This is a genomic window from Actinomycetospora straminea (assembly GCF_028737255.1).
Classification (GTDB): Bacteria; Actinomycetota; Actinomycetes; order Mycobacteriales; family Pseudonocardiaceae; genus Actinomycetospora; species Actinomycetospora straminea.
Genome location: NZ_JAQZAN010000006.1, coordinates 221,610 through 244,622, shown reverse-complemented (window position 1 = coordinate 244,622; position 23,013 = coordinate 221,610). Strand labels below are relative to the sequence as shown.

Here is a 23,013-nt window from a genome sequence, read left to right as displayed (position 1 = left end):
CCCGTTGCGAGGCGCGTCACACGGACGATCCCGATCACCGGAACACGAACCCGTCGCCCGCGTCCGTCCTTGCCCGGATGGTTCCGACGTTGCCCTGTTTGGGGGTATCGGCGGCCGGGAAACGAGCGCTCGATGTGCACTGAGGCACACACCGAGGAGGAGCGATGGCGGGCAACCCGAGGGTCGAGCAGGTCGTCGAGCAGGTCCGGAGCCTGAACGAGCAGATCGTGAGCCGCGCTCGGCAGGGCGGCGAGGAGTCGCTGCGCGCGTACAAGGAGCTGCTCGAGAACGTCGCCGAGGCCGAGGAGGCGGCCGGCAACCGGACCGCCGAGTGGGTGCAGGCGTTCGCCCGCGCCCAGGCGCAGTTCACCCGGGAGCTCGCCGAGGCGTTCCCCGCGCTGCTCCAGCGCCTCGGGTCCGGCATCGGCGGCGCGGCCGGCGCGGCCGCCGACCAGGCGCGTCGCGTGCCCGGCGTCGCCCAGGCCGAGGGCGAGGCCAAGGGCGCGGTGTCGGTGGAGGACGACCTGCCGATCCGGGGCTACGACGACCTCAACGCCACCGAGGTCGTCGCGAAGCTCGACGGGCTCTCCGCGGGCGACCTCGGCAAGGTCGACGCCTACGAGCGGCGCACCAAGAACCGCAAGACCGTCCTCGACAAGATCGCCGCCCTGCGCTGAGGTGCCCCGCCGTCGGCGGTGCCCGGGACGTTTCGCGCCCGGGCGCCGCCGTCAAGTCCGTCGCCCGTGACGCAGCCTCCCCCGCAGGAACAGACCCACCCCGGCAGCACCGGGGCGATGGACCCCGAGCCGAACGACGAGATGCGCGACTACGTCGGGCGCGACCTGCTCGCCGGGCGCCGGGCGCTGATCACCGGCGGCGACTCCGGCATCGGGCGCGCCGTCGCGATCGCCTTCGCCGAGGAGGGCGCCGACGTCGCGATCAGCTACCTCTCCGAGGGCGACGACGCGACGCACACCCAGTCGGTCGTCGAGGCCAAGGGCCGCCGGTGCGTGCGCCTGCCCGGCGACATCGCCGACCGCGACCACTGCGCCCGGATGGTCGGGCGGGCGGTCGAGGAGCTCGGCGGGCTCGACATCGTGGTCAACAACGCCGCGGTGCAGACGCCGGTCGACGGCCCCGAGGAGCTCTCCGACGAGCAGTGGGAGCGCACGTTCGCGACCAACGTGTCCAGCTTCTTCTGGATCACCAAGGACGCGTTGCCGCACCTGGGGGAGGGGTCGGCGATCATCAACACCGGCTCGGTCAACGGGCTGCGCGGCAACAAGTCGCTGCTCGACTACTCCGCGGCCAAGGGCGCGGTGCACGCGCTGACGATGTCGCTGTCCCAGCAGCTGCTCCCGCGCGGCATCCGCGTCAACTGCGTCGCCCCGGGGCCGGTGTGGACGCCGTTGATCCCGGCGACCATGCCCGAGGAGAAGGTCGACTCGTTCGGGGCGCAGGCCCCGATCGGCCGCCCGGCGTCGCCCGACGAGATCGCCCCGTCGTACGTGTTCTTCGCGTCGAACCGGCTCTCGTCGTACTACAGCGGCGAGGTCCTGGCCCCGGCCGGCGGCGAGACCCACCCCGGCTGACGTCACACCCGGTGTCCCCGTCGCGGGCGGTCGGGTAGCCGACGGGATGAAGGTCGTCTACGTGTCCTACCCGCCGTCCGACGCCGGCTCCCACGGCTCCGACGGGGGCGTGCCGGCCAGCGCCGACAACGCGCTGGGCCTGCACGAGTACCTGGCGGACCGGGGCCACGAGCTGGTCACCACCACCGACACCGGCGAGGGTCTCGACGCCGAGCTCGCGGACGCCGAGGCGCTGATCACGACGCCCTTCTGGCCGGTCTACCTCGACGACGACCGGATGTCGAAGGCCGCGAACCTGCGGCTGGTCATCACCGCGGGCGTGGGCTCCGACCACACCGAGCCCGAGTCCGCGCAGCAGCACGGCATCACCGTCGCCGAGGTCACCGGCAGCAACGTCGTCAGCGTCGCCGAGCACAACGTCCTGCAGATCCTGGCGCTGGTCCGCAACTTCGTCCCCGCCCACGCGAACGCCCGCGACGGGGGCTGGGACGTCGCCGGCGTCTCGGCGCCGTCGCACGACCTCGAGGGCAAGACCGTCGGGATCGTCGGGCTCGGCGCGATCGGGGCCCGCACCGCGCTACGGCTCCAGGGCTTCGACGTGCGGATGCTCTACTACGCCAACCACCGCCGCTCGCCGGCCGACGAGGCGACGCTCGGCGTGCGCTACGCGCGGCTCGACACGCTGGTGCGCGAGTCGGACGTGATCTGCCTGGCCCTGCCCCTGATGGAGGGCAGCCAGGCGCTGTTCGGGCGCGAGCGGCTGAACGCGATGAAGCCGGGCTCGTGGCTGGTCAACACCGCGCGCGGCGCGATCGTCGACCGGGACGCGCTGGTCGAGGCCGTCGAGTCCGGGCAGCTCGCGGGGTACGCGGGGGACACCTGGTACCCCCAGCCGGCGCCGGCCGACCACCCCTGGCGCTCGCTGCCCGAGGGCTCCGAGGCCATGACCATCCACTGCTCGGGCATGACCCGCGAGGCGCAGGAGCGGATCGCCGAGGGCGTGCGGGAGATGCTCGACGCCCACCTCGACGGCCGGCCCCTGCCCGCCGAGTTCGTCATGGTGTCGCCGGAGTCGTGACCATCTACGTGCGTGATCTTCTGAGCTATGGCTCAGAAGATCACGCACGTACCCCGGGTCAGGCGGCCACGGGCTCGTCGACGCGGGTCCCGGTCTCCGTGCGCGGGGCCGGGACGTCGGCGGCGGCGGTGCTCGTGGCGGTCGGCTTCTCGCGGCCGGTCAGCCGGTCGACGAAGCGCTTGAGCTCGCCCGCCACGGGCAGCGAGAGCTTCCAGATCGACCGCGTCGACTGCCAGAACTGCTTCGGGAACGGGCCGGTCGTGTAGGGCAGGTCCCAGCGGGCGCAGATGTCGCGCACCTTCTCCGCGATCTCCGGGTACCGGTTCGACGGCAGGTCGGGGAACAGGTGGTGCTCGATCTGGTAGCCGAGGTTGCCGCTCATGAGGTGCATGAGCCGCCCGCCGGTGAAGTTGGCCGACCCGAGCAGCTGGCGCAGGTACCACTCGCCCCACGTCTCGCCGTCGAGCTCCTCCTCGGTGAAGACCTCGGCACCGTCGGGGAAGTGGCCGCAGAAGATGATCGCGTAGGACCACACGTTGCGGATGAGGTTCGCCGTCGCGTTCGCCGCGATCGTCGCCGGGAAGAACGGGCCGGACAGGGCCGGGAAGGCCACGTAGTCCTTGAGCGCCTGCTTGCCCGCCTTGCGCCCGATCTGGCGCAGCTTGGCCTTCATCTCCTCGGGGTCGGCGTCCATCTTCGCCGCGCCCTCGATGTCGAGGTCGTGCAGCGCGACGCCCCACTGGAACAGGAACATCAGCAGCGCGTTGTAGAGCGGCTGGCCCAGGTAGTAGGGGTGCCACGGCTGGTCGGAGCGGACGCGGAGGATCTCGTACCCGACGTCCTTGTCCTTGCCGATCACGTTCGTGTACGTGTGGTGCAGGTAGTTGTGGGAGTGCTTCCACTGGTCCGCGGGGCAGACGTTGTCCCACTCCCACTGCGCCGAGTGGATCTCCGGATCGTTCATCCAGTCCCACTGGCCGTGCATGACGTTGTGGCCGATCTCCATGTTCTCGATGATCTTGGAGGCGGCCAGCGCGGCGGTGCCGGCGATCCACAGCGGCGGCAGGATGCTGCCGACCAGCGCCACGCGCCCGCCGATCTCCAGGCGGCGCTGCAGCTTGATGACGCCGCGGATGTACGCGGCGTCGTCCTCCCCGCGCGACGCCTCGACGTCGCGGCGGATCGCGTCGAACTCGCGCCCGATGGCCGCGACGTCGGCCTCGCTCAGGTGCGTGAACTCCTTGATGTCCGAGATGGCCATGAGGGGTTGCCTCCGCATCGGGTGGGTCGGTTCGGTACCTGAAGTACTAGGTACCCACGGTACCGACACGAGACGCCGCGTGGGCCGGTGATCGCTGTGTCCCCCCACACCGCGGCCGCGATGGCCCCGGTCACAGCCGCTGACGGGCGGGTCGGGCGGGTCGGGTGCGGGCCCCGCCGGGGGCCGGGCGAGGATGCGGCGCCACCCGATCGGGGGGTCCGGACGGTCGCGGCCGATTTCGGTAACGGAATGGTCACGGCGCGCGATACGCGGTCACGGAGCAGAAGGGAGGGGCATGACGACGCCGACCTCGGTGCCGGTCGCCCTCGGGGACGGCCGGGCCACGATCGAGCCCGGTCGCCTCGTCGCCGGTCGCTACCTCCTGCTCGCGCCCGTGGGGCGCGGGGGATCGGGCTCGGTGTGGCGCGCCCACGACGAGCTGCTGGACCGCGACGTCGCGATCAAGCGGCTCCACGGCGGCCGCGCCCTCGACGCGCACCGCGCGCGCCTCGTGCGCGAGCGGGCGCACCGGGAGGGCCGCGTCGCCGCCCGCCTGCACCACCCGCGGCTCGCCGCGATCTTCGACATGACCGAGCTCGACGGCGAGGTCTGCCTCGTCATGGAGTACGTCGCGGCCCCCTCGTTGGCGGACCTCCTCGACCGCGAGGGCCCGCTGCCGCCCGTGCGGGTGGCCGCGATCGGCGCGCAGATCGCCGAGGGCCTCGCCGCCATGCACGCGCGCGGCATCGTCCACCGCGACGTCAAGCCCGCCAACGTCATGATCGGGCTCGCCGACACCGTCACCGTCGCCGACTTCGGCATCGCCGTCATCGACGCCGAGCCCGGCACCGCCGACCAGCTCGTCGCCGGGACGCCGCACTTCATGGCCCCCGAGCTCGCCCGCGGCGGCCCAGCGACGGCCGCCGCCGACGTGTTCTCGCTGGGCGCCACGCTCTACGCCGCGCTCGAGGGTGCCCCGCCTGCCGGCGACGGCGGCAACGCGCTCGAGGTGCTCTCGCGCGTCGCGTCCGGCGTGGTGGCGCCGGCCCGGCGCGCCGGCGACCTGACGCCGGTCCTGCGCGCCCTGCTCGACCCCGACCCCGCCGGCCGGCCCGACGCCGCCCGCGCGGCACGCCTGCTCGCCGGGCGGGACGTAGGACCGGAGACCGGCGCCCTCCTCGCCTCCGCACCCGCGGACGACGACGCGCGCGGCACCGTCACCGCGGTCCACGCCGACCTGCTCGGCGAGGGGACCCCCGCCGGCCCGAGCGGCGACGCGACCGGCGACCCGACCGGCGACCCCGACGCCGACGAGGCCCGCACCGGCCCGCTCCTGCTGCCCGGGCACGTCCGTCCCGCCGCCCGATCCGCCGCCCGTCCCGCCGTCGGATCGGCCGCCGGACCCGGTGCCCGTCCCGCGACCCGGGCGCTCACGCCGGTCGCCCCGCCGTCGCGCCGGTCGCGGCGGCCCGCGCGCCGGGTGGTGGCCGTGGGCGCCGGGCTCGTCGGCGTCCTGGGGGCGGCGGGCGTCGTCGCGGCCGCGACGAGCTCGTCGGACCCCGTGCCGCTCGCGGCGCCCGAGACGCCGGCGCCCGCGCCCGTGCCGGTGGCCGCGCCCCCGGTGGTCCCGGTCGCGCCGCCGAGCACGACCGCCCCGCGCCGCGCGACCAGCACGGCCGACGACGTCGAGGAGGTCGCGTCGACCTCGCCGTCGGCGAGCCGGCGCTCGCGCGACGCCGCGGACCGGGCCGGCGCGGCGTGGGAGCGCTGGTACGAGCGCTGGCGGGCCCAGGCCCGGTCGGACCGCGACGGCGACCGGGGCGACGACGGCCCCCGCGGACGCGGGCGCAGCCGCTAGCCGGTGGGTCAGGCGCTCGTGCGCTCCTCGGGCCCCGGCGACCGGGGCGCCGGGACGTCCGGCTCCTCGCCCCGGGGAGCGGGCACGGCGGGTACGGCGGCGGCTCCGGACACGGTCGAGGTCCGGCGCACGATTCGCCGGATGCGGGGCTCCTGGATCAGTCGATCGGCCAGTGGGTCGCGCATGACGCCTCCCGTGCGTCCCCGAGGCGGGGACGTCGATCACCGAGGCTAGGGGTGGCGACGGCCGGTGCGCTGTACGTCATTGTGCGTACATCCGGGTGGCCGCCACACGGGTGCCGCGACGTCGACCTTCACGACGAGGGGACCGCCCGGTACGTTCCGACCCGGGGCCGCCGGTGCGGACGAGGGGCCCGCACCGGCGAACGCCCGCGCCGGCGTGCCCCGTCCCCGGCGAGCCCCTCACCGCCTGCGGCGCAGCACCTCGCACAGGGCCAGCGGCTCGGCGTCCGTCGCCAGGGGCAGCGCCCGCCACCGCGGCGCGCGGCGCAGCGCCGGGTCCGCCGTCGCGGCCCACCCCTCGACCGCCGACCAGCGCACGGCGCGGACCGCGCGCGGGGGATCGGCGTGTACCCGCAGGGTGAAGCCCTCACCCGCGTCGTCCGGGACGGTCTCGACGTCGTCCTCGTCGAGCAGGTCCAGGGCTGTCGCCACGGCCTCGGCGCACGCCGTGGCGTGGGCGAGCACCCAGGGCGCGGTCCCGATCGTGCTGGTGGGGCGGGTCGGCGCGGTCATCGGGTCACCTCCGGGCGGTCCGCGGGGGACCGCGTGGTTACCGACGAGTATCCCCCCGCCGCCGGGGCGGGTCACTCCGGGTCGTTGTGGGCGTGGCCACCCGCGCGGTAGGGCGTCGTCACCCCCTCGTAGACCAGGTGTGCCGTCAGCCCCTCCGCCGGGTGGGCGAGGTTGTGGCAGTGGTCCGTCCACAGGCCCGGGTTGTCGGCGACGAACGCGACGTCGTAGCTGTGGCCGTCGGCCACGTCGAGGCTGTCGACCCACCACGGGCTGCCGGTGGCCGGCACGCCGTCGCGGGCGAGCACCACGGCGTGGTGGCCGTGCAGGTGCATCGGGTGCACCTCGCCGCTGCCGTTCTCGATGCGCATGCGCACGACGTCGCCCTCGCGCACGACGTACATCGGCACGTCGGGCCACATCGCGCCGTTGACCGTCCACCACAGGCCGGGCGTGCCGTCGAGGAACCCGGGCCGGCGGCCGATGACGTAGTCGAAGCGCCGGTCGGCGGCGTCCGGGTCGAAGGGCAGCGCGGTGGGGGTGCCGTGGTGCAGCGGGTCGAGCTCGCGGGCCGGCCGCGGGGTGGGCGGCCGCGCCGCGCCGAAGGTGACCGCCGAGGAGCCGCCGATCTCGACGCGCACGCCGGACCCGTCGGCGGGGACGTCGACCTCGAGGTCGGCGCGCCCGCCCGCCGTGATCGCCAGCGAGTCGGTCGACGGGGTGGGCCCGTCCACCTCGTCGCCGTCGGTGGCGACGAGCCGGTACGGGGCGCCGCCCACCCAGACCTGGACCGGCCCGTTGTCGGTGTTGACGACCCGCACGCGCACCCGCTGCCCGGGGGCACCCGCCGCCGCGACGTCGCCCTCGCGCCCGTTGACGGTGCGGCGGCCGTCGTAGAGGTGGGTCAGCGCGGGGACGTCGCCGACCTCGCCGAGGCCCGCGTGCGGCGTGACGACCAGCGCGCCGAAGAGCCCGCCCTTGACCTGCGGGTCGGCCACCTGGTGGGAGTGGTACCAGAACGTGCCCGCCTGCTCGGCGCGGAAGCGGTAGACGAACTCGCCACCGGGGAGCACGGCGTCCTGGGTCACGCCGGCCACGCCGTCGTCGCCCGCGGGCACGTCGTAGCCGTGCCAGTGCAGGGTGACGCCCTCGGCGACGTCCGCGTTGACCAGCCGGACCTGCACCATCTGCCCTTGCACGGCGCGGATCTCGGGGCCGGGCGTCGTGCCGTTGAGCGTGTAGCCGTCGATCACCCGGCCCGAGGGCAGCGTGACCCGCCCGCCGCGCGCGACGAGCGTGAGGTCGACGTCGGCGGGCCCGGGCGGCTCGCGCAGCTGGTCGACCGCGGGGCCGCCGGTGTGGACCCCGCCGTGCATCCCGGCGTGCCCGGCCGGGCCGGCGGGGCCGCCGCCGTGGTCGGGGACGCCCATCTCCGCGACCGAGTAGTCCGCCGGCACCAGGCTGTCGGTCCACAGCCACCCGACCGGCACGAGGATCGCGAGCGCGGCGACGACGGCCACCACGGTCCGTCGCCGGACCCCGGTGCGCCATGACCGTCGCCGCGCTCGCAGCATCGTCGGACCCGCCTCAGGCCATCGCGACGGGCTCGCGCGCGGGCCGTTCGGCGATCGGGTGAGCGCGCCGGTCGGTCGGCCACGAATCCGACGTTTCGTCACAGCAGCCCCCGACGTGCCGAGAGTCCCGCCACCGACCCCGAGACCCCGACGCCCGGCTTCGGGGTGCGACCAGGGGCCGACCCGGAGGGCGGGGCCCCGCCGCGACGGCACCGTCGGGACCATGACCACCTCGCAGAGCAGCCCCGCCCCCTCGTCCGTCCCGGCGTTCGGTTTCCGCCGCAGCGTCCGCGACCGCTGGATCGCCGGCGTGTGCGGCGGCATCGCCGCGCGCACCGGGTTGGACGTGAACCTCGTCCGTGTCCTCGCGGTACTCCTGGCCGTGTTCGGGCACCTCGTGGGTCTGATCGCCTACCTGGCCGCCTGGGCGCTGGTGCCCGAGGAGGGGGTGGAGGACCGTGTCGCGGCGGCGCCCCCGCCGAGCGACCCGACCCCTCCGGCCGGCTCTCCGACCAGCACCGTCTGACCCTCCGGCGGCGGCCGGGCGGGCGATCTACGCTCGCCCGCGTCGCCGGCCCAGGAGGACAGCCAGCAAATGCCCAGCCCGCCCTTCACCTCGGTCTACCACCAGGGCTTCGTGCGCGTCGCGGCCGCGACGATCCGCACGACGATCGCCGACCCGGCCGCGAACGCCGCGTCCCTGCTCGCGGTGGCCCGGCAGGTCCACGACGACGGGGCGGGCCTCGCCGTGTTCCCGGAGCTGACGCTCTCGGGCTACTCCATCGAGGACCTGCTGATGCAGGACACGCTCCTCGACGCGGTCGTCGACGCCCTCGCCGACGTCGTCGCGGCGTCGGCGGAACTCACCCCGGTGCTCGTGCTGGGGGCGCCCCTGCGCCACCGCCACCGCATCTACAACTGCGCGGTCGTCGTGCACCGCGGGCAGGTCCTGGGGGTCGTGCCCAAGACCTACCTGCCGAACTACCGCGAGTTCTACGAGCCCCGCCAGATGGCGTCCGGTGCCGGTGAGTCCGGCACGATCCACCTGCTCGGCGAGGACGTGCCGTTCGGCGCCGACCTGCTCTTCGACGCCACCGACGTCGACGGCCTCGTGCTGCACGTCGAGGTCTGCGAGGACATGTTCGTGCCGATCCCGCCGAGCGCCCAGGCCGCGCTGGCCGGGGCCACGGTGCTCGCCAACATCTCGGGCAGCCCCATCACGGTCGGGCGCGCCGACGACCGCCAGCTGCTCGCGCAGTCGGCGTCCGCGCGGTGCTCGGCGGCCTACGTCTACGCCGCGGCGGGCGACGGCGAGTCGACCACCGAGGTCTCGTGGGACGGGCAGACGAGCATCCACGAGAACGGGGTGCTGCTGGCCGAGACCGAGCGCTTCCCGGCCGGCGAGCAGCACGCCGTCGCCGACGTCGACCTGCGCCTGGTGCGCTCCGAGCGCCTGCGCATGGGCACGTTCGACGACAACCGGCGCCGCCACGAGCAGCCGTTCCGCACGATCGGCTTCGTGCTCGACCCGCCGACGGGCGACATCGGCTTCCGCCGGGCGATCGAGCGCTTCCCGTTCGTCCCCGCCGACCCCGCCCGCCTCGAGCAGGACTGCTTCGAGGCCTACAACATCCAGGTCGCCGGGCTGCTGCAGCGGCTGCGGGCGATCGGCGACGCCAAGGTCGTCATCGGGGTGTCGGGCGGGCTCGACTCCACCCACGCGCTGATCGTCGCCGCGCGGGCGATGGACCGGGCCGGGCGCCCGCGCTCGGACATCCTCGCGTTCACGCTGCCCGGCTTCGCGACGGGAGAGCGGACGAAGGGCAACGCCGAGCGCCTCGCCGAGGCCCTGGGCTGCACCTTCGAGACCATCGACATCACCGAGACCGCCCGGCTGATGCTGAAGGAGCTCGACCACCCGTTCTCGCAGGGCGAGCCGCAGTACGACGTGACGTTCGAGAACGTCCAGGCCGGCCTGCGCACCGACTACCTCTTCCGGGCCGCCAACCAGCGCGGCGGCATCGTGCTGGGCACCGGCGACCTGTCCGAGGCCGCGCTCGGCTGGTCCACCTACGGCGTCGGCGACCAGATGAGCCACTACACGGTCAACAGCGGCGTGCCGAAGACGCTCGTGCAGCACCTCATCCGCTGGGTCATCAGCTCGCGGCAGTTCGAGGACGAGGTCGGCGCGGTGCTGCAGGACGTCCTCGACACCGAGATCAGCCCGGAGCTCGTCCCCGCGGACTCCGACCAGGAGATCCAGTCCAGCGAGCAGAAGATCGGGCCGTACGACCTGCAGGACTTCAACCTCTACTGGGTCCTGCGCCACGGGTTCCGGCCGTCGCGGATCGCGTTCCTGTCGTGGCACGCGTGGCGCGACCTCGACGCCGGTGTCTGGCCGCCGGGCTACCCCGAGGACGACCGGCGGGCCTACGACCTCGCGGAGATCCGGGGTTGGCTGCGGGTGTTCGTGCAGCGCTTCTTCGGGTTCGCGCAGTTCAAGCGCTCGGCGCAGCCCAACGGGCCCAAGGTCGTCGCCGGGGGCTCGCTCTCGCCGCGCGGCGACTGGCGCGCCCCGTCGGACTCGTCGGCGACGATCTGGCTCGCCGAGATCGACGAGCACGTGCCGGAGAGCTAGCCGGCAGCCCGCTTGTAGGGGTCGGGCGGGAACCAGCCGCGGGCGACGACCGCCTCCGACCAGGTCTCGAGCACGGGCACGATCCGCTCGAGGTCGGTGCCGAGCGCGTCCACGACGGGCTGCTGGGCGCGGTCGGTGGCCTCCTCGACCGCGTCGCGCGCGCGGCGGCCCTCCGCGGAGAGCCGGGTCCCGGCCCCCGTGCCCTCGAGGAGGCGGCGCTCGCGGAGCCGGGCGATCCCGGCGTCCATCGCCTCGGTGGACCAGCCGCGGGTGGACGTGTACTCGAGCAGGTCGAAGCCGACCCACAGCTCGGTGAGGACGTTGGCCTCGACGGCGTCGAGCCCGGCGGCGACGCAGGCGGCCACGTGGGCGTCGCCGCGGTGCTCGCGCAGCAGCGTCACGGCGTGCCAGAGACGTCCGTGGGTCTCGGTCGGCCACGGCAGGCGCGACATGCCGGCGAACAGCGGGCGGCCCATGAGGTCGGCGCCGTCGAGCCCGGTGCGCAGCGTCTCGACGACGCCGTCGACGTCCGCCTCCCCGACGTCGGCGAGCACCGTGCGCAGCGCGGTGGCGCCGGCGCGCTCGCGCAGGGCGCGCAGGTCGGCGACCGGGCACGTCGCCCGCGCCTGGTCCCACAGCCCGCCGACCAGGCCGGGCTCGAACACCGCGAAGGCCGCCGCGACGACGGCGCCGTCGACGTCGCCGAGCACCGAGGCCCGGCCGCCGACGTAGCCGCCGAGGAAGTCCAGGCCGGCCGCGCCGCTCTCCTCGGCCGCGGGGTCGCTCCACACGGTGACCATGGCCAGCGGCTCGACGGCGTCGCGCAGGCGGCGGGCCGGGGTGGCGGGCGCGGAACCGTCGCCCACGGCGCCGGTGCGCGGCCGGCAGAACACCTCGCGGGCCTCGGCGAAGTCCATGGCGCGGATGCTCGTCGGTGACGGGGACCACGTCCAGCGGCAGGATGGCCAGCATGGTCCGGACGGTCGCCGTCGCGCGGACGTTCGGCCTCCGGACGCGCGCAACCGGAAACGGCGTGGAAATCTGCACTCGACGCCACCCCAACGGTCTGATCTTCTGACCGCGCCGCCACGACACCGAGGGAGCACGGCGATGACCATCACCCCCAGCCGATCAGGATCGATCTTCGGCCACTCGGTCAAGCGCACCGAGGACCAGGCCCTGATCACCGGGGCCTCGCAGTACACCGGTGACCTGCCCGTGGAGGGCTCGTACCACGTGGTCTTCGTCCGCTCGCCCATCGCGCACGGGACCCTGAACTCGGTGGACGTCGAGGAGGCCCGCGCCAAGCCGGGCGTCGTGGGCGTCTACACCGACGGCGACCTGCAGATCAACGACCGCCCGGGGCTGCCCGGCGTCGTCCCCGACGCCATGTCGCGCCCGCCGCTCGCGCGCGGGCGCGTGCGCTTCGTCGGCGACATCATCGCCGCCGTCGTCGCCGAGACCGCCGGCCAGGCGCTGGACGCCGCCGAGAGCGTCTTCCCCGACATCGACCCGCTGCCCGCGGTCGTCGGCATCGAGGAGGCCCTCGCCGACGACGCGCCGGTGATCTTCGAGGAGCACGGCTCGAACGTCGTCGCGGGCGCGGGCACCGGCGACGTCGAGGGCCTGTTCGACGAGGCCGACGTCGTGGTGTCCGGCAAGTTCTACAACCAGCGCCTCGCGGGCGTCCCGATGGAGCCGAACGCCTGCGTCGCGGTCCCGGGCGAGCCCGACGGCGGCGTGACGCTGTGGCTGTCGATCCAGACCCCGCACGGGGCGCGCGACGCCCTCGCGAGCGACCTCGGCCTCGACGCCACCCAGGTCCGCGTCATCGCCCCGCGCGTGGGCGGCGGCTTCGGCCCGAAGGCGACGGCCTACCCCGAGTACTCGATCGCCGCGCGGGCCGCGATGGACCTCGGCCGGCCGGTCCGCTGGACCGAGACCCGCTCCGAGAACATGCTCTCGATGGTGCACGGGCGCGCCCAGGTGCAGTACGCCGAGCTGGGCGTGAAGCGCGACGGCAAGATCGTGGGCCTGCGCGCGTCGGTGATCGGCGACGGCGGCATGTACCCCGCGGTCGGCACGATCCTGCCGAGCCTGACCCAGCTCATGGCCCAGGGCGTCTACGACATCCCGGCCATCGACTTCACGTGGAAGACCGTCGTCACCAACACGACGACCACCGGCGCCTACCGCGGCGCGGGCCGTCCGGAGGCGACGCAGCTGCTCGAGCGGATCATCGACATCGCCGCCGACGAGATCGGCGTCGACCCGCTGGAGATGCGCCGGAAGAACTTCCTGCAGCCCGACGCGTTCCCGATGACGAGCCTCACCGGCGCCGAGTACGACAACGCCGAGCACGAGAAGGCGCTCGACGCGGTCAAGCAGGCCGCCGACTACGACGCGCTGCGCGCCGAGCAGGAGCGCCGCCGCGCCGAGGGCAGCCGGACCGCGCTGGGCATCGGCGTCGCGTCGTACGTGGAGGTCACCGCCCCGCTGGGCCTCGACGGCGAGTACGGCTCCGCGCAGGCGCACCCGGACGGCACGTTCACCGTCATGGCCGGCACCAGCGCCCACGGCCAGGGCCACGAGACCGCCTACGCGCAGCTCGCGTCCGGGGTCCTCGGGGTGCCGATGGACAAGATCAAGGTCGTCCAGTCCGACACCTCGCTCGTGCGCAGCGGCGCCGGGACGCTGGGCTCGCGATCGCTGCAGACCGGCGGCAGCGCGATCCACAACGCCTCGGAGCAGCTGGTCTCGCGCGCCAAGGAGATCGCGGCGCACCTGCTCGAGGCGTCCGTGGACGACATCGAGCAGACCGACGGCGGCTTCGGCGTCCGCGGCATCGCCGACCGGGAGATCACCTGGTCGCAGGTCGCCACCGCCGCCGAGGACGGCACGGGCACCGACGACGGGTCGAAGGGCCCGCTGCTCGAGGAGCTCGACTTCAAGCAGGGCCAGTCGAGCTTCCCGTTCGGCTCGCACATCGCCGTGGTGGACGTCGACCTCGACACCGGCATGGTCCGCCAGCGCCGCCACGTCGCCGTCGACGACGCGGGCCGCATCCTCAACCCGATGCTGGTCGCCGGCCAGCAGCACGGCGGCATCGCGCAGGGCATCGCCCAGGCCCTCTACGAGCGGGTCACGTTCGACGAGGACGGCAACCCGACCAGCGGCAACCTGGCGTCCTACGTGATCCCGTCGGCGGCGGACCTGTGCGGGTTCGAGGTCTCCAACACCGAGACCCCGACCCACCTCAACCCGATCGGCGCCAAGGGCATCGGGGAGTCGGGCACGATCGGCTCGACGCCCGCGGTGCACAACGCCGTCGTCGACGCGCTCTCGCACCTGGGCGTCCGGCACATCGACATGCCGCTGACCCCGGAGGCCGTGTGGCGGGCCATCGAGGGTGCGCAGGCCGAGGACCCGGCCAAGCGCCAGCAGGCCGGTCCCGAGTACGCCGGGGAGCCGGGATCGCAGCACTGACCCGTCCGTGAGCGGGGTTCCCGGTCCGGGCCGGGAGCTCCGCTCACGTCGGTCGGAGGGGGGGAGCGCATGGTGGCGTGGCTGGGGCATGCGCCCCTGCCCCTGCTCACGCTGGTGGTCTTCGCCGCCGTCTACCTGGCCGCGGCGCTGGTCCTGGCCGTCCTGTGGTGGGCGCGCCGGCAGGGCATCGAGCACCTGGGCCCGCTGAGCCCGGGCCTGCTCTCCCCGCTCGGCCTGATCTTCGGCCTGCTCGTCGGGTTCCTCGTGGCCGACGTGTGGGCCGACCGCGACGACGCCGCGGCGGCCGTGAGCCGGGAGGCCAGCGCACTGCGCGACGTCGACCTGCTCATGGGCGCGTTCCCCGCGCAGCAACCGGAGGTGCGCCGGCTGATCGCCGAGCAGATCGACCAGTACGTGGCCACCGAGTGGCCGGAGATGGCCGGCGGTGACGCCACGCTGACGATCGCCCCGTCGCGGCTGGTGGCCGTGCAGGCGAGGACGCTGACGCTGCCGGTGACGACCGAGGGCCAGCGGGTCGCCCAGGACCGGCTCGTCACGGCCGTCGACCAGGCGCTGGAGGCCCGGCGGGCGCGCCTGGTGCTCAGCGGGTCGGCGATCGACCCGCTGCGGCTCACGGCGCTCTACCTCGTGGCGGTCACGACGCTCGCGGCGATGGGGGCGATCCAGGCCGATCGCCTGCGCCGCGCGGGCGTGGCCCTGTTCCTGCTGGCCACGGCCATGGCGCTCGCGCTGACCCTGCTCTGCGCCCAGGCCGCCCCGTTCGCCGGCTACTTCGCCATCGACCCCGAGCTGCTGGTCCAGGTCCGCCCCACGTGAGCGATGTTCCCGGCCATGGCCGGGAACATCGCTCACGTGGGCCGATCGGACTAGCCGGGGAGGACCCAGCCGACCGGGTCGGCGAGGCGCAGGGCCGCCTCGGGGCCCCAGCTACCCGGCGCGTAGGGCTCGGGCTGCCGGTGGTCGTCGAGCACCTCGGCGGCCGCGGTCCACACGTCCTCGAGGCCGTCGGGGCGGGTGAACAGCGCGCGGTCGCCGGTGAGCACGTCGTGGATGAGCCGCACGTACGGGGGCAGCGGGTCGCCGCCCGAGAGCGTGTCGAGCGGGATCTGGGTCCACGTGGTGCCCAGCTCCGACGACGCCCCGGGCGTCTTGACGTTCATCGACAACGCCAGCGCGCCGTCGCCGGCGAGGTCGAAGCACAGCACGTTGCCGCGGGTGGGCAGGTCGCGCTCGGCGACCGGGCCGCCCTCGGGGTCGCGGAAGACGAGGTTGACCTTCTGGTGGCTCTCGGCCATCCGCTTGCCGGTGCGCAGCAGGAACGGCACCCCGCGCCAGCGGTCGCTGTCGACCCACAGGCGGGCGGCCACGAAGGTCTCGGTGGTCGAGTCGTCGGCGACGTGGTCGAGGTCGCGGTAGCCGTCGAACTGCCCACGGACCACCTCGTCGCGCGCGAGCGGGCGGAAGCACCGGATCACGTCGTTGCGGGCCGCGGCCACGTCGTCGGGCGCGAACGACGCCGGCGGGTCCATGGCGACCTCGGCGGCGACCTGGAACAGGTGCGTCACGAGCATGTCGAGCACGGCGCCGGTGGCGTCGTAGAACTCGGCGCGGTCGGCGACGTCGAGGGTCTCCGGGACGTCGATCTCGACGGCGGCGACGTGGTGGCGGTCCCACGAGCTGCCGAACAGGCCGTTGGCGAAGCGCAGGGCCCGCAGCTCCTGGGTGGCCTCCTTGCCCAGGAAGTGGTCGATGCGGAAGACCTGCGACTCGTCGAGCACGTCGTGCACGACCCGGTCGAGCTCGCGGAAGGTCTCCAGCGACGTGCCGAACGGCTTCTCGTAGACCACCCGCGAGCCCTCCGCGAGGCCGTGCGCACCGAGGGCGCGGGTGTAGTCGCCGAAGGTCTGGGGCGGCAGGCCGAGGTAGTGCACCAGCTGCGCGTCCTGGCCGATCTCGCCCCGCGCCTCGGCCACGCGGTCGAGCAGCTCTCCCGGGTCGTCGGCGGTGAACCCGCCGCCGGCGAAGCGCAGCCCCGCGGCGAACTCGTCCCACGGCCCGTCCTCGGGCGTCAGGCCGCCGAACTGCTCCAGGGCCTCGCGGACCTCGTCGCGGAACTCGTCGTCGGTCTTGCTGCGGCGCCCGTTGCCGATCAGCCGCCACTCGTCGGGCAGGAGCTTCTCCTGGACGAGGCGGAAGAACGACGGCAGCACCAGGCGCTTGGCCAGGTCGCCCGTGGCGCCGAACAGGACGAAGACGGTGGGGCCGGGGGCGGCGGTCGACGAGGACACGGGCTCATCGTGCCCGTGTTGCGCGCGACCGACACCCCCCGTGCCCACCATCGAGGTCGGTCAGCCCCGCGCCGCGACGAGCTCGCGGGCCTCCTGCTCGGTGGAGACCGCGGGGTTCGAACCGGGCAGCGGGCGCCCGGCCGGGTCGCGCAGCCTGGTCAGCACGACGACGCCGACGATCCCGAAGATGATGAGGTAGACCGCGGGCCAGTACGCCCACCCGGTGCCCAGCACGACCGCCGTCATGATCAGCGACGTCGTCCCGGCGAAGGCCGAGACGAAGATGTTGAACGAGATCGACAGGCCGCCGTAGCGGATCTCGGTGGGGAACAGCGCGGGCAGCGTCGACGGGCAGGTCGCCGAGAAGCAGATCAGCAGCGCGCCCATCACGGCGAGGCCGAGGCCGACCAGCGGCACCGACCCGCTCTTGAGGACCAGGATCATCGGGAAGGCGAGGACGATCGTCCCGACGGCCCCGGTCCACAGGATCGGCTTGCGCCCGACGCGGTCGGAGAGCCGGCCCAGCAACGGGATGACGAACACCGCGACCCAGAGCACGGCGATCTGGAGCCACTGCGAGGTCGTGCTGTCGATCGCGGTGCCGCCGACGACGGTGACGTTGTCCTCGAGGTAGGTCGGCATGTAGCTGGTCAGCATGTAGTTCGGGACGTTCCACGCGACGACGAGGCCGCCGGCCGCGAGCATCGCCGGCCAGTAGTCGACGAACAGCTTCTTGATGCCGGCGCCGGCCTGCGTCCCCTCGCGCTCCTCGGACTCCGAGAGCAGTGTCTGGAATGCCGGCGTCTCCTCGAGCCGCACGCGCAGGTAGACACCGACGATGCCCAGCGGCAGCGCGATGAAGAACGGGATACGCCACGCCCAGGTGGAGGCGAATTCCGGGGTCGAGACCAGCGGGATGATGGTCGCCACCGTCGCGCCGAGCGCGTAGCCGATGAACGTGCCGCATTCCAGGAAACTGCCGAAGAAACCGCGTCGGCGGTCGGGGGAGTACTCGGCGATGAACGTCATCGCGCCCGCGTACTCGCCGCCGGTGGAGAAGCCCTGCACGACGCGGCAGAGCACGAGCAGGATCGGCGCCCAGATGCCGATGGACGCGTAGGGCGGGATGAAGCCGAGCAGGAACGTCCCGATCGCCATCATGATGACGGTGATCGACAGGACCTTCGTGCGGCCGATGCGGTCGCCCAGCGGGCCGAAGAACAGCCCGCCCAGCGGCCGGACCAGGAACGACACCGCGAACCCGGCGAACACCCCGATCTGCGCGAGCGCCGGGTCGTCCGGTGGGAAGAAGTTCTCCTCGATGGTCGTGGCCAGGTAGGCGTAGACCCCGAAGTCGAACCACTCGGTGATGTTGCCGACCGCCGCGGCGCCGACCGCGCGCTTCATGGTGCCGGTGTCGGTGACGGTCACGCCCTCGGGCGAACCGACGCCCTCCTCGGTCTGCGTCATGCCGACTCCCCTCGTCGCCGGAGCGCTGCCCCCGACGGGAACGCTGTGTCCGCTTTGACGGGAACAACCCGAAGGTCGTTAACGTCCGTTTACTTCGCGTGCTCGTCGGACATTACTGCGGACCTGCGGAAGGCACAGGGTGAACGCATGCGGTTGCTGTGAGTGGGGTCATGCGGCGGCGCCCCGGGCGGGTGGAACACACGCCTTCCGTCGCGCGTCCCTCGTCGTGGGTGCAGACAGCACCCACCGTTCGCGAGCCCCGCGGACCGGTCGGGTCACCCGGACCCGGTCGCCGGCCTGCGGCGCGGGCACGTGGTGAGGAGGAGCCGTCATGGCGGCAGTGTTCATCGGCATGATCGTGAGTGCGGGAGCGGGCGTCGGGGTGGCCACCGCCCTCGTCCGGCACGCCCAGCGGAACTGGGCCCGGCGCCCCGCGTCCGCGGTGGCCGTCGAGGCCTGAGCACCAGCGAAGTGCCGTCGCTGACTCTCGACGTCCGTCTCGGTACCCCGATCATGCTCGCCGGGCCGTCCCGCACGTCGCGGGGCGGCCCGACGTCGTATCGGCTCCTCAGCCGTCGGGGCGCAGGTCGGCCTGCATGAGCACGGTGTCGGCCCACTGACCGTTCTTGTAGCCCACCGACGGCAACCGCCCGACCTCGACGAAGCCGAGGCGGCGGTGCAGCACGATCGACGGGGTGTCGTGCCGCGACCCGGCCAGGGCCGCGATCACGGCGACGACCTGGCGCACCTCGGTGCCGCGCAACGCGTCGAGCAGACCCGCGAGCAGTTGTGACCCGAGCCCGCGACCGGCCGCCTCCGGCGCGATGTAGATCGAGTCCTCGACGGTGTAGCGGTAGGCCGCGTGCGGCCGGAACGGCGCCGCGTACGCGAAGCCCTCGACCTCGCCGTCGACCTCGGCGACGAGGAACGGCAGCCCGTGGCCGAAGCCGGTCGTGATGCGCTCGCGCCAGGTGTCGTCGGTGGGGGGCTCCTCGACGAAGGTCGCGATGGAGCGCAGCACGTAGCCCGCGAAGATCGCGGCGACGCGGGGGGCGTCGTCGGCGGTGGCGGGGCGCAGGACGCCGGTACCGGGCGCGGTGCTCGACCCGGCGGCGGACTCGGTGGACACGCCCCGATCCTGCCCCACCGACCCGCCCCCGCCGCCAGTCGTCGTGGCTACTCCACGCGGACCAGGGAGAACTCCCACTCGCCGGCCGGCTCGTTGTAGCGGGTGCGCTCGTAGATGGCGACCTGCCCGCCCCCGGCCATGTCCGACACCGTCCGCCGCAGGCCGTGCTCACCGCTCGGCAGCGGGATGCGCTGGAGGAGCGGCGGCTCCGCCCCGGCGTCGTCGGGCTGCGTGATCGAGCCGACGCCCTGCAGAGGGCCGTTGACGTACCGGACCGCGAACTCCATGTGCCCTCCCAGACGAGATCGGCTCACCCTACGACCCCGGGGCGCGGTCGTCAGCGCGACCTGGCCCGCGTCGTTGGCCCGATCGGTCGACTGAAGAGCCGGCGTCGATCACGTAGCGTGGTCTGGTGCGCTCGGCTCTCCTCATGCTCGGCGGTCTGGTCCTCCTCGGGGCCGGGATCGGCGTGCTCGTGCTCGGCGTGCCGGGCGCGTGGGTGCTCGGGCCGACGGCGATCGTCCTCGGCCTGGTCGCGAAGATCGGCGGGTTCGTCCTCACCGGCGACGGCGGGACGCCCGGCGCGGGCGGGTCGGGCCGGACGGTGACGACGCTCGGGCCGGCGACCGATCGCGCCCGCGGCGCGTCGTCGACGGGACGGAGCTCCGCGCTGCGCCGGGCCCGCACCGCCCGCGCCGCGCGCGCCACCGCCCGCGCCACCGCCCGCTCCTCCGAGGCCGCGCGCGCCGCGGCCCTCGCGCCGCAGCACCGTCGCGGTCGCCGGGCCTCCTGAGCCTCCCGCCCGTCTAGGGTCACGTCGTGGCCGCCGCCTGGGAGTACGCGACGCTGGAGATCTCGGCGGTCGGCCTGTCCGAGGACGCCGGGGCCGGCGGTGAGAGCGCGGAGTGGCAGATCTACGCGATCGGCCCGGCCGGCGAGCTGCTGCTCGAGGAGTACCGGCCGTACCGCGTCGCCTGGGCGCGCGTGTACGCCGAGCAGCTCAACCACCTGGGCCGGCAGGGCTGGGAGCTCGTCGTCCTCGCGGGGCCGCAGGGCGCGCTGGTGCCGAGCGCGCCCGGCCGGGCGCCCGGCGCCGCGCCGCACGTCGTCGAGACGCGGTTCGTGCTGCGGCGCCCGGCGCCCTAGGGCGTGTCTCTCAAGTGGTGGTCTGGAGCCAGAGCAGGATCGCTCGTAGGACCAGGCCGCCGCGGAAGACCAGGGCGTGTTTGTCGTAGCGGGTGGCCAGCCCGCGCCAGCCCTTGAGCAGGTTGAAGCCGCGCTCGACGACGTTGCGGTTCCTGTAGTCCGCCGCGTCGAAGGCGACCGGGCGCCCGCCGCGCGAGCCGCGGCGGGCCCGGTTGCGCTTCTGGTCGTCGGGTTCGGGGATCACCACGTGGACGTGGCGGCGGCGCAGCAGCGCGCGGTGAGCGCGGCTGGAGTAGGCCTTGTCCGCCCGCAGCGCGACCGGGGTGGTGCGGGCCCGGCCGGGACCGAGCCGGTCGATGGCGAGCTCGTCGAGCAGGCGCACCAGTTGCGGGGAGTCACCGGCCTGGCCGGGGGTCACCGCGATCACCAACGGCCGGCCCGCCCCGTCGACCAGGGTGTGGGTCTTGGTGGTCAGCCCGCCGCGGGAGCGGCCGATGGCGTGATCGGCGGGTTCGTCGTCACGGCGCTGAGCCGCCGGCCACGGCCCCAGCCGGTGCCACCGCCCCTGCCGACCGCCCTGCCGAGATCGTTTCTTGTGATTCGACCTCGCCCCCTGTGTAGCTCGAGGGCGACTCCGACGACCTCGCGGCGGTGGCGCCGTGCTGATGGACCCGGCTGGTCGAGGAGTCCACCGAGACCCGCCAGTCGATCGCACCCGCGGCGTCGGCCTCGGCCTGCAGGATCGCCAGCACCTCGTCCCAGGTGCCGTCCAGGCTGAAGCGGTGGTGGCGCTTCCACACCGTCTGCCACGGCCCGAACCGCTCGGGCAGATCACGCCAGGCGATCCCACAGCGGTAACGGAACACGATCCCCTCGATCACCTGCCGATGATCACGAAACGGCCGTCCCTTGCCGTACTGGGCAGGCAGCAACGGCTCGATCCGCGCCCACACCTCATCCGAGAGCATCGGTCCACGACCCATCCACGGATCGTGGACCGGCCCAGCCCACGAACTAGGGAGACACGCCCTAGACGGGCCAGGTCTCCTGCCGCCAGGCCGCGTCCCAGAACATCCACTCGTAGCGGCACGTCGTGACGAAGCGCGCCCGGACGCGCTCGCGCTCGACGTCGCCGAGGGTCGGCCCGACACGGTCGGTGAGCGCGAGCACCGCGTCGACGACGGCCCGGAACTCCTCGCCGCCGTACATGGCGATCCAGCGGGCGTAGAGCGGGTCGGGGGAGGAGGCCGCGAGCAGGGCCTCGCCGACCTCGGCGTAGATCCAGTAGCAGGGCAGGACCGCGCCGAGTCCTTCGGCGAACGAGCCGCCGTGGCAGGTGGCGAGCAGGTAGGACGTGTAGGCGGTGGTGGTCGGCGCGACCGGGACGGCGGCGGCCTCGGCGCCCGAGAGCCCCAGGGCGTCGGCGAGCCCGGCGTGCATCTCCTGCTCGGCGGCGATCGCCCCGGCGGCGTGCTCGCTGAACATCACCGTGTCCGCCTCGGACGGCGCGCGGGCCGCGAGGAGCGCGAGGGCCCGGGCGTAGCCGCGCAGGTAGTGGGCGTCCTGCACGACGAAGTGCCGGAACGCGTCGTGGGGCAGCGTCCCGTCGGCGAGGCCGGTGAGGAACGGGTGCTCCCGGATACGGGCGTAGACGTCGGCGCCGGCGGCCCACAGGTCGTCGCTGAACCCCATGGCGAGCACCCTGTCACGCGCGGGTGAGATCATCACGGGGTGCGGGCGTGCCGGGTCGTTCTCAGCGGGCTCCCGCTCGGTCGCGCCACGGGCCTCGCGCTGGGGGTGCTCGCCGACGCGGTGCTCGGCGACCCGCGGCGCGGGCACCCGGTCGCGGCGTTCGGGGCCGTGGCCGCGTGGCTCGAGCGCCGGTGGTGGGCCGACCGGCGCGGCCCGGGCGTGGCGTACGCGGCGGTGCTCGTCGGCGGGGCGGTCGGTCTCGGCGCGCTGGCCGAGCGCACGCGGCACCCGGTGCTGCACGCCGGGCTGACGGCGGCGGCGACCTGGACGGTGCTGGGCGGGACCTCGCTGGCGGCCGAGGGTGCGGCGATGGCGGCGTCGTTGTCCGCCGGCGACGTCGACGCCGCGCGGGAGCGGCTGCCGCACCTGTGCGGGCGCGACCCGTCGGCGCTCGACCCCGACGGCCTCGCGCGGGCGGCGCTGGAGTCGGTCGCCGAGAACACCGCCGACGCCGTCGTCGCGCCGCTCGTGTGGGGCGCGATCGCCGGGGTGCCCGGGCTGCTCGGGCACCGGGCGGTGAACACCCTGGACGCGATGGTCGGGCACCGCTCGGCGCGGTACCGGCACTTCGGGTGGGCGTCGGCGCGCGCGGACGACGTGGCGGGCGTGGTGCCGGCGCGCGTGTCGGCGCTGGTCACGACGGCTGTCGCGCCCCTGGTCGGCGGCTCGCCGGCGGCGGCGTGGCGGGCGTGGCGCCGGGACGCCCCCGCGCACCCGAGCCCGAACGCCGGCCCCGTGGAGGCGTCGTTCGCCGGCGCCCTGGGGCTGCGCCTCGGCGGGCGGACCGTCTACCCCTACGGCGTGCAGGACCGCCCGGTGCTCGGCGACGGTCGCCCGCCCGCCGTCGCCGACCTGCCCCGCGCCGTCCGCCTCTCCCGCCTCGTGGGGCTCGCGACGGCCGTGCTCGCCGTGGGTGTCTCAGCCTGGCGTCCACGCTGGCGTTGAACGCCAGGAAAGCCCCCACGATC

Annotated in this window: 21 protein-coding genes and 1 pseudogene; 12 read left to right on the top strand and 10 right to left on the bottom strand. The window is 74.3% G+C overall.

Annotated elements, in window-relative coordinates:
- Positions 1 to 164 precede the first annotated feature (164 nt).
- The 3 genes from PH190_RS11435 (at position 165) to PH190_RS11425 (ending at position 2,670) form a co-directional block, all read left to right on the top strand.
- Entirely contained in the window at positions 165 to 677 is a 513-nt protein-coding gene (locus PH190_RS11435; RefSeq protein ID WP_274231625.1) for a hypothetical protein, read from the top strand.
- A gap of 117 nt (positions 678 to 794) precedes the next feature.
- Positions 795 to 1,592 (top strand): SDR family oxidoreductase, encoded by a 798-nt coding sequence (locus tag PH190_RS11430; RefSeq protein WP_274231653.1) that lies wholly within the window; start codon positions 795 to 797, stop codon positions 1,590 to 1,592.
- A 46-nt stretch (positions 1,593 to 1,638) separates the two neighbouring features.
- Positions 1,639 to 2,670: an NAD-dependent formate dehydrogenase gene (locus PH190_RS11425; RefSeq protein WP_274231624.1), complete on the top strand. Its 1,032-nt coding sequence runs from the start codon at positions 1,639 to 1,641 to the stop codon at positions 2,668 to 2,670.
- A 58-nt stretch (positions 2,671 to 2,728) separates the two neighbouring features.
- On the opposite strand, the gene PH190_RS11420 is transcribed toward PH190_RS11425, so the two are convergent.
- Positions 2,729 to 3,931: a fatty acid desaturase family protein gene (locus PH190_RS11420; RefSeq protein WP_274231623.1), complete on the bottom strand. Its 1,203-nt coding sequence runs from the start codon at positions 3,929 to 3,931 to the stop codon at positions 2,729 to 2,731.
- A 295-nt stretch (positions 3,932 to 4,226) separates the two neighbouring features.
- Here PH190_RS11420 and PH190_RS11415 point away from each other — a divergent pair, with 295 nt between their 5' ends.
- Positions 4,227 to 5,789, top strand: coding sequence for a serine/threonine-protein kinase (locus tag PH190_RS11415; protein WP_274231622.1), 1,563 nt, complete (start codon positions 4,227 to 4,229; stop codon positions 5,787 to 5,789).
- Between the two features lie 422 nt (positions 5,790 to 6,211).
- On the opposite strand, the gene PH190_RS11410 is transcribed toward PH190_RS11415, so the two are convergent.
- Both PH190_RS11410 and PH190_RS11405 read right to left on the bottom strand, forming a co-directional pair.
- A complete protein-coding gene (locus tag PH190_RS11410) occupies positions 6,212 to 6,544 on the bottom strand; it encodes a hypothetical protein (protein WP_274231621.1) in 333 nt (110 codons plus the stop codon).
- A 71-nt stretch (positions 6,545 to 6,615) separates the two neighbouring features.
- Positions 6,616 to 8,061 carry a multicopper oxidase family protein gene (locus PH190_RS11405; RefSeq protein WP_274231620.1) on the bottom strand — a complete coding sequence of 482 codons (1,446 nt, stop codon included), beginning with the start codon at positions 8,059 to 8,061 and terminating at the stop codon, positions 6,616 to 6,618.
- Positions 8,062 to 8,338: 277 nt separating this feature from the next.
- Between PH190_RS11405 and PH190_RS11400 the strand changes: the two genes are divergently transcribed.
- Positions 8,339 to 8,641 (top strand): PspC domain-containing protein, encoded by a 303-nt coding sequence (locus tag PH190_RS11400; protein ID WP_274231619.1) that lies wholly within the window; start codon positions 8,339 to 8,341, stop codon positions 8,639 to 8,641.
- Positions 8,642 to 8,710: 69 nt separating this feature from the next.
- Complete coding sequence (locus PH190_RS11395; protein WP_274231618.1) at positions 8,711 to 10,753, top strand: NAD(+) synthase; 2,043 nt, start codon at positions 8,711 to 8,713, stop codon at positions 10,751 to 10,753.
- Here PH190_RS11395 and PH190_RS11390 read toward each other — a convergent pair.
- Positions 10,750 to 11,670 carry an SCO6745 family protein gene (locus tag PH190_RS11390; protein WP_274231617.1) on the bottom strand — a complete coding sequence of 307 codons (921 nt, stop codon included), beginning with the start codon at positions 11,668 to 11,670 and terminating at the stop codon, positions 10,750 to 10,752. The genes PH190_RS11395 and PH190_RS11390 overlap by 4 nt on opposite strands.
- Before the next feature lie 193 nt (positions 11,671 to 11,863).
- Between PH190_RS11390 and PH190_RS11385 the strand changes: the two genes are divergently transcribed.
- A complete protein-coding gene (locus tag PH190_RS11385) occupies positions 11,864 to 14,239 on the top strand; it encodes a xanthine dehydrogenase family protein molybdopterin-binding subunit (RefSeq protein WP_274231616.1) in 2,376 nt (791 codons plus the stop codon).
- 69 nt (positions 14,240 to 14,308) lie between these two features.
- Entirely contained in the window at positions 14,309 to 15,076 is a 768-nt protein-coding gene (locus tag PH190_RS11380) for a bestrophin-like domain (protein ID WP_274231615.1), read from the top strand.
- Positions 15,077 to 15,126: 50 nt separating this feature from the next.
- Here PH190_RS11380 and PH190_RS11375 read toward each other — a convergent pair whose 3' ends face one another.
- Both PH190_RS11375 and PH190_RS11370 read right to left on the bottom strand, forming a co-directional pair.
- The gene (locus PH190_RS11375; RefSeq protein ID WP_274231614.1) at positions 15,127 to 16,548 is read right to left on the bottom strand and encodes a glucose-6-phosphate dehydrogenase; all 1,422 of its coding nucleotides are present in this window, start codon (positions 16,546 to 16,548) and stop codon (positions 15,127 to 15,129) included.
- Between the two features lie 60 nt (positions 16,549 to 16,608).
- Entirely contained in the window at positions 16,609 to 18,018 is a 1,410-nt protein-coding gene (locus PH190_RS11370) for an MFS transporter (protein WP_274231613.1), read from the bottom strand.
- 331 nt (positions 18,019 to 18,349) lie between these two features.
- On the opposite strand from PH190_RS11370, the gene PH190_RS11365 reads away from it, so the two are divergent.
- The gene (locus PH190_RS11365) at positions 18,350 to 18,478 is read left to right on the top strand and encodes a hypothetical protein (protein WP_274231612.1); all 129 of its coding nucleotides are present in this window, start codon (positions 18,350 to 18,352) and stop codon (positions 18,476 to 18,478) included.
- Positions 18,479 to 18,586: 108 nt separating this feature from the next.
- On the opposite strand, the gene PH190_RS11360 is transcribed toward PH190_RS11365, so the two are convergent.
- Positions 18,587 to 19,147 carry a GNAT family N-acetyltransferase gene (locus tag PH190_RS11360; protein ID WP_274231611.1) on the bottom strand — a complete coding sequence of 187 codons (561 nt, stop codon included), beginning with the start codon at positions 19,145 to 19,147 and terminating at the stop codon, positions 18,587 to 18,589.
- Positions 19,148 to 19,194: 47 nt separating this feature from the next.
- A complete protein-coding gene (locus tag PH190_RS11355; RefSeq protein ID WP_274231610.1) occupies positions 19,195 to 19,434 on the bottom strand; it encodes a hypothetical protein in 240 nt (79 codons plus the stop codon).
- A 125-nt stretch (positions 19,435 to 19,559) separates the two neighbouring features.
- On the opposite strand from PH190_RS11355, the gene PH190_RS11350 reads away from it, so the two are divergent.
- Together PH190_RS11350 and PH190_RS11345 are read left to right on the top strand one after the other, a co-directional pair.
- Positions 19,560 to 19,940, top strand: a complete 381-nt coding sequence (locus PH190_RS11350; protein ID WP_274231609.1) for a hypothetical protein — start codon at positions 19,560 to 19,562, stop codon at positions 19,938 to 19,940.
- Between the two features lie 26 nt (positions 19,941 to 19,966).
- Positions 19,967 to 20,293 (top strand): hypothetical protein, encoded by a 327-nt coding sequence (locus PH190_RS11345; RefSeq protein WP_274231608.1) that lies wholly within the window; start codon positions 19,967 to 19,969, stop codon positions 20,291 to 20,293.
- A gap of 10 nt (positions 20,294 to 20,303) precedes the next feature.
- Here the strand turns inward: PH190_RS11345 and PH190_RS11340 are convergent.
- Both PH190_RS11340 and tenA read right to left on the bottom strand, forming a co-directional pair.
- Positions 20,304 to 21,276, bottom strand: a pseudogene (locus PH190_RS11340) (IS5 family transposase).
- Positions 21,277 to 21,322: 46 nt separating this feature from the next.
- Positions 21,323 to 21,985 carry a thiaminase II gene (gene tenA / locus PH190_RS11335; RefSeq protein WP_274231607.1) on the bottom strand — a complete coding sequence of 221 codons (663 nt, stop codon included), beginning with the start codon at positions 21,983 to 21,985 and terminating at the stop codon, positions 21,323 to 21,325.
- 39 nt (positions 21,986 to 22,024) lie between these two features.
- On the opposite strand from tenA, the gene PH190_RS11330 reads away from it, so the two are divergent.
- Positions 22,025 to 22,990 (top strand): cobalamin biosynthesis protein, encoded by a 966-nt coding sequence (locus PH190_RS11330; RefSeq protein WP_274231606.1) that lies wholly within the window; start codon positions 22,025 to 22,027, stop codon positions 22,988 to 22,990.
- Positions 22,991 to 23,013 lie beyond the last annotated feature (23 nt).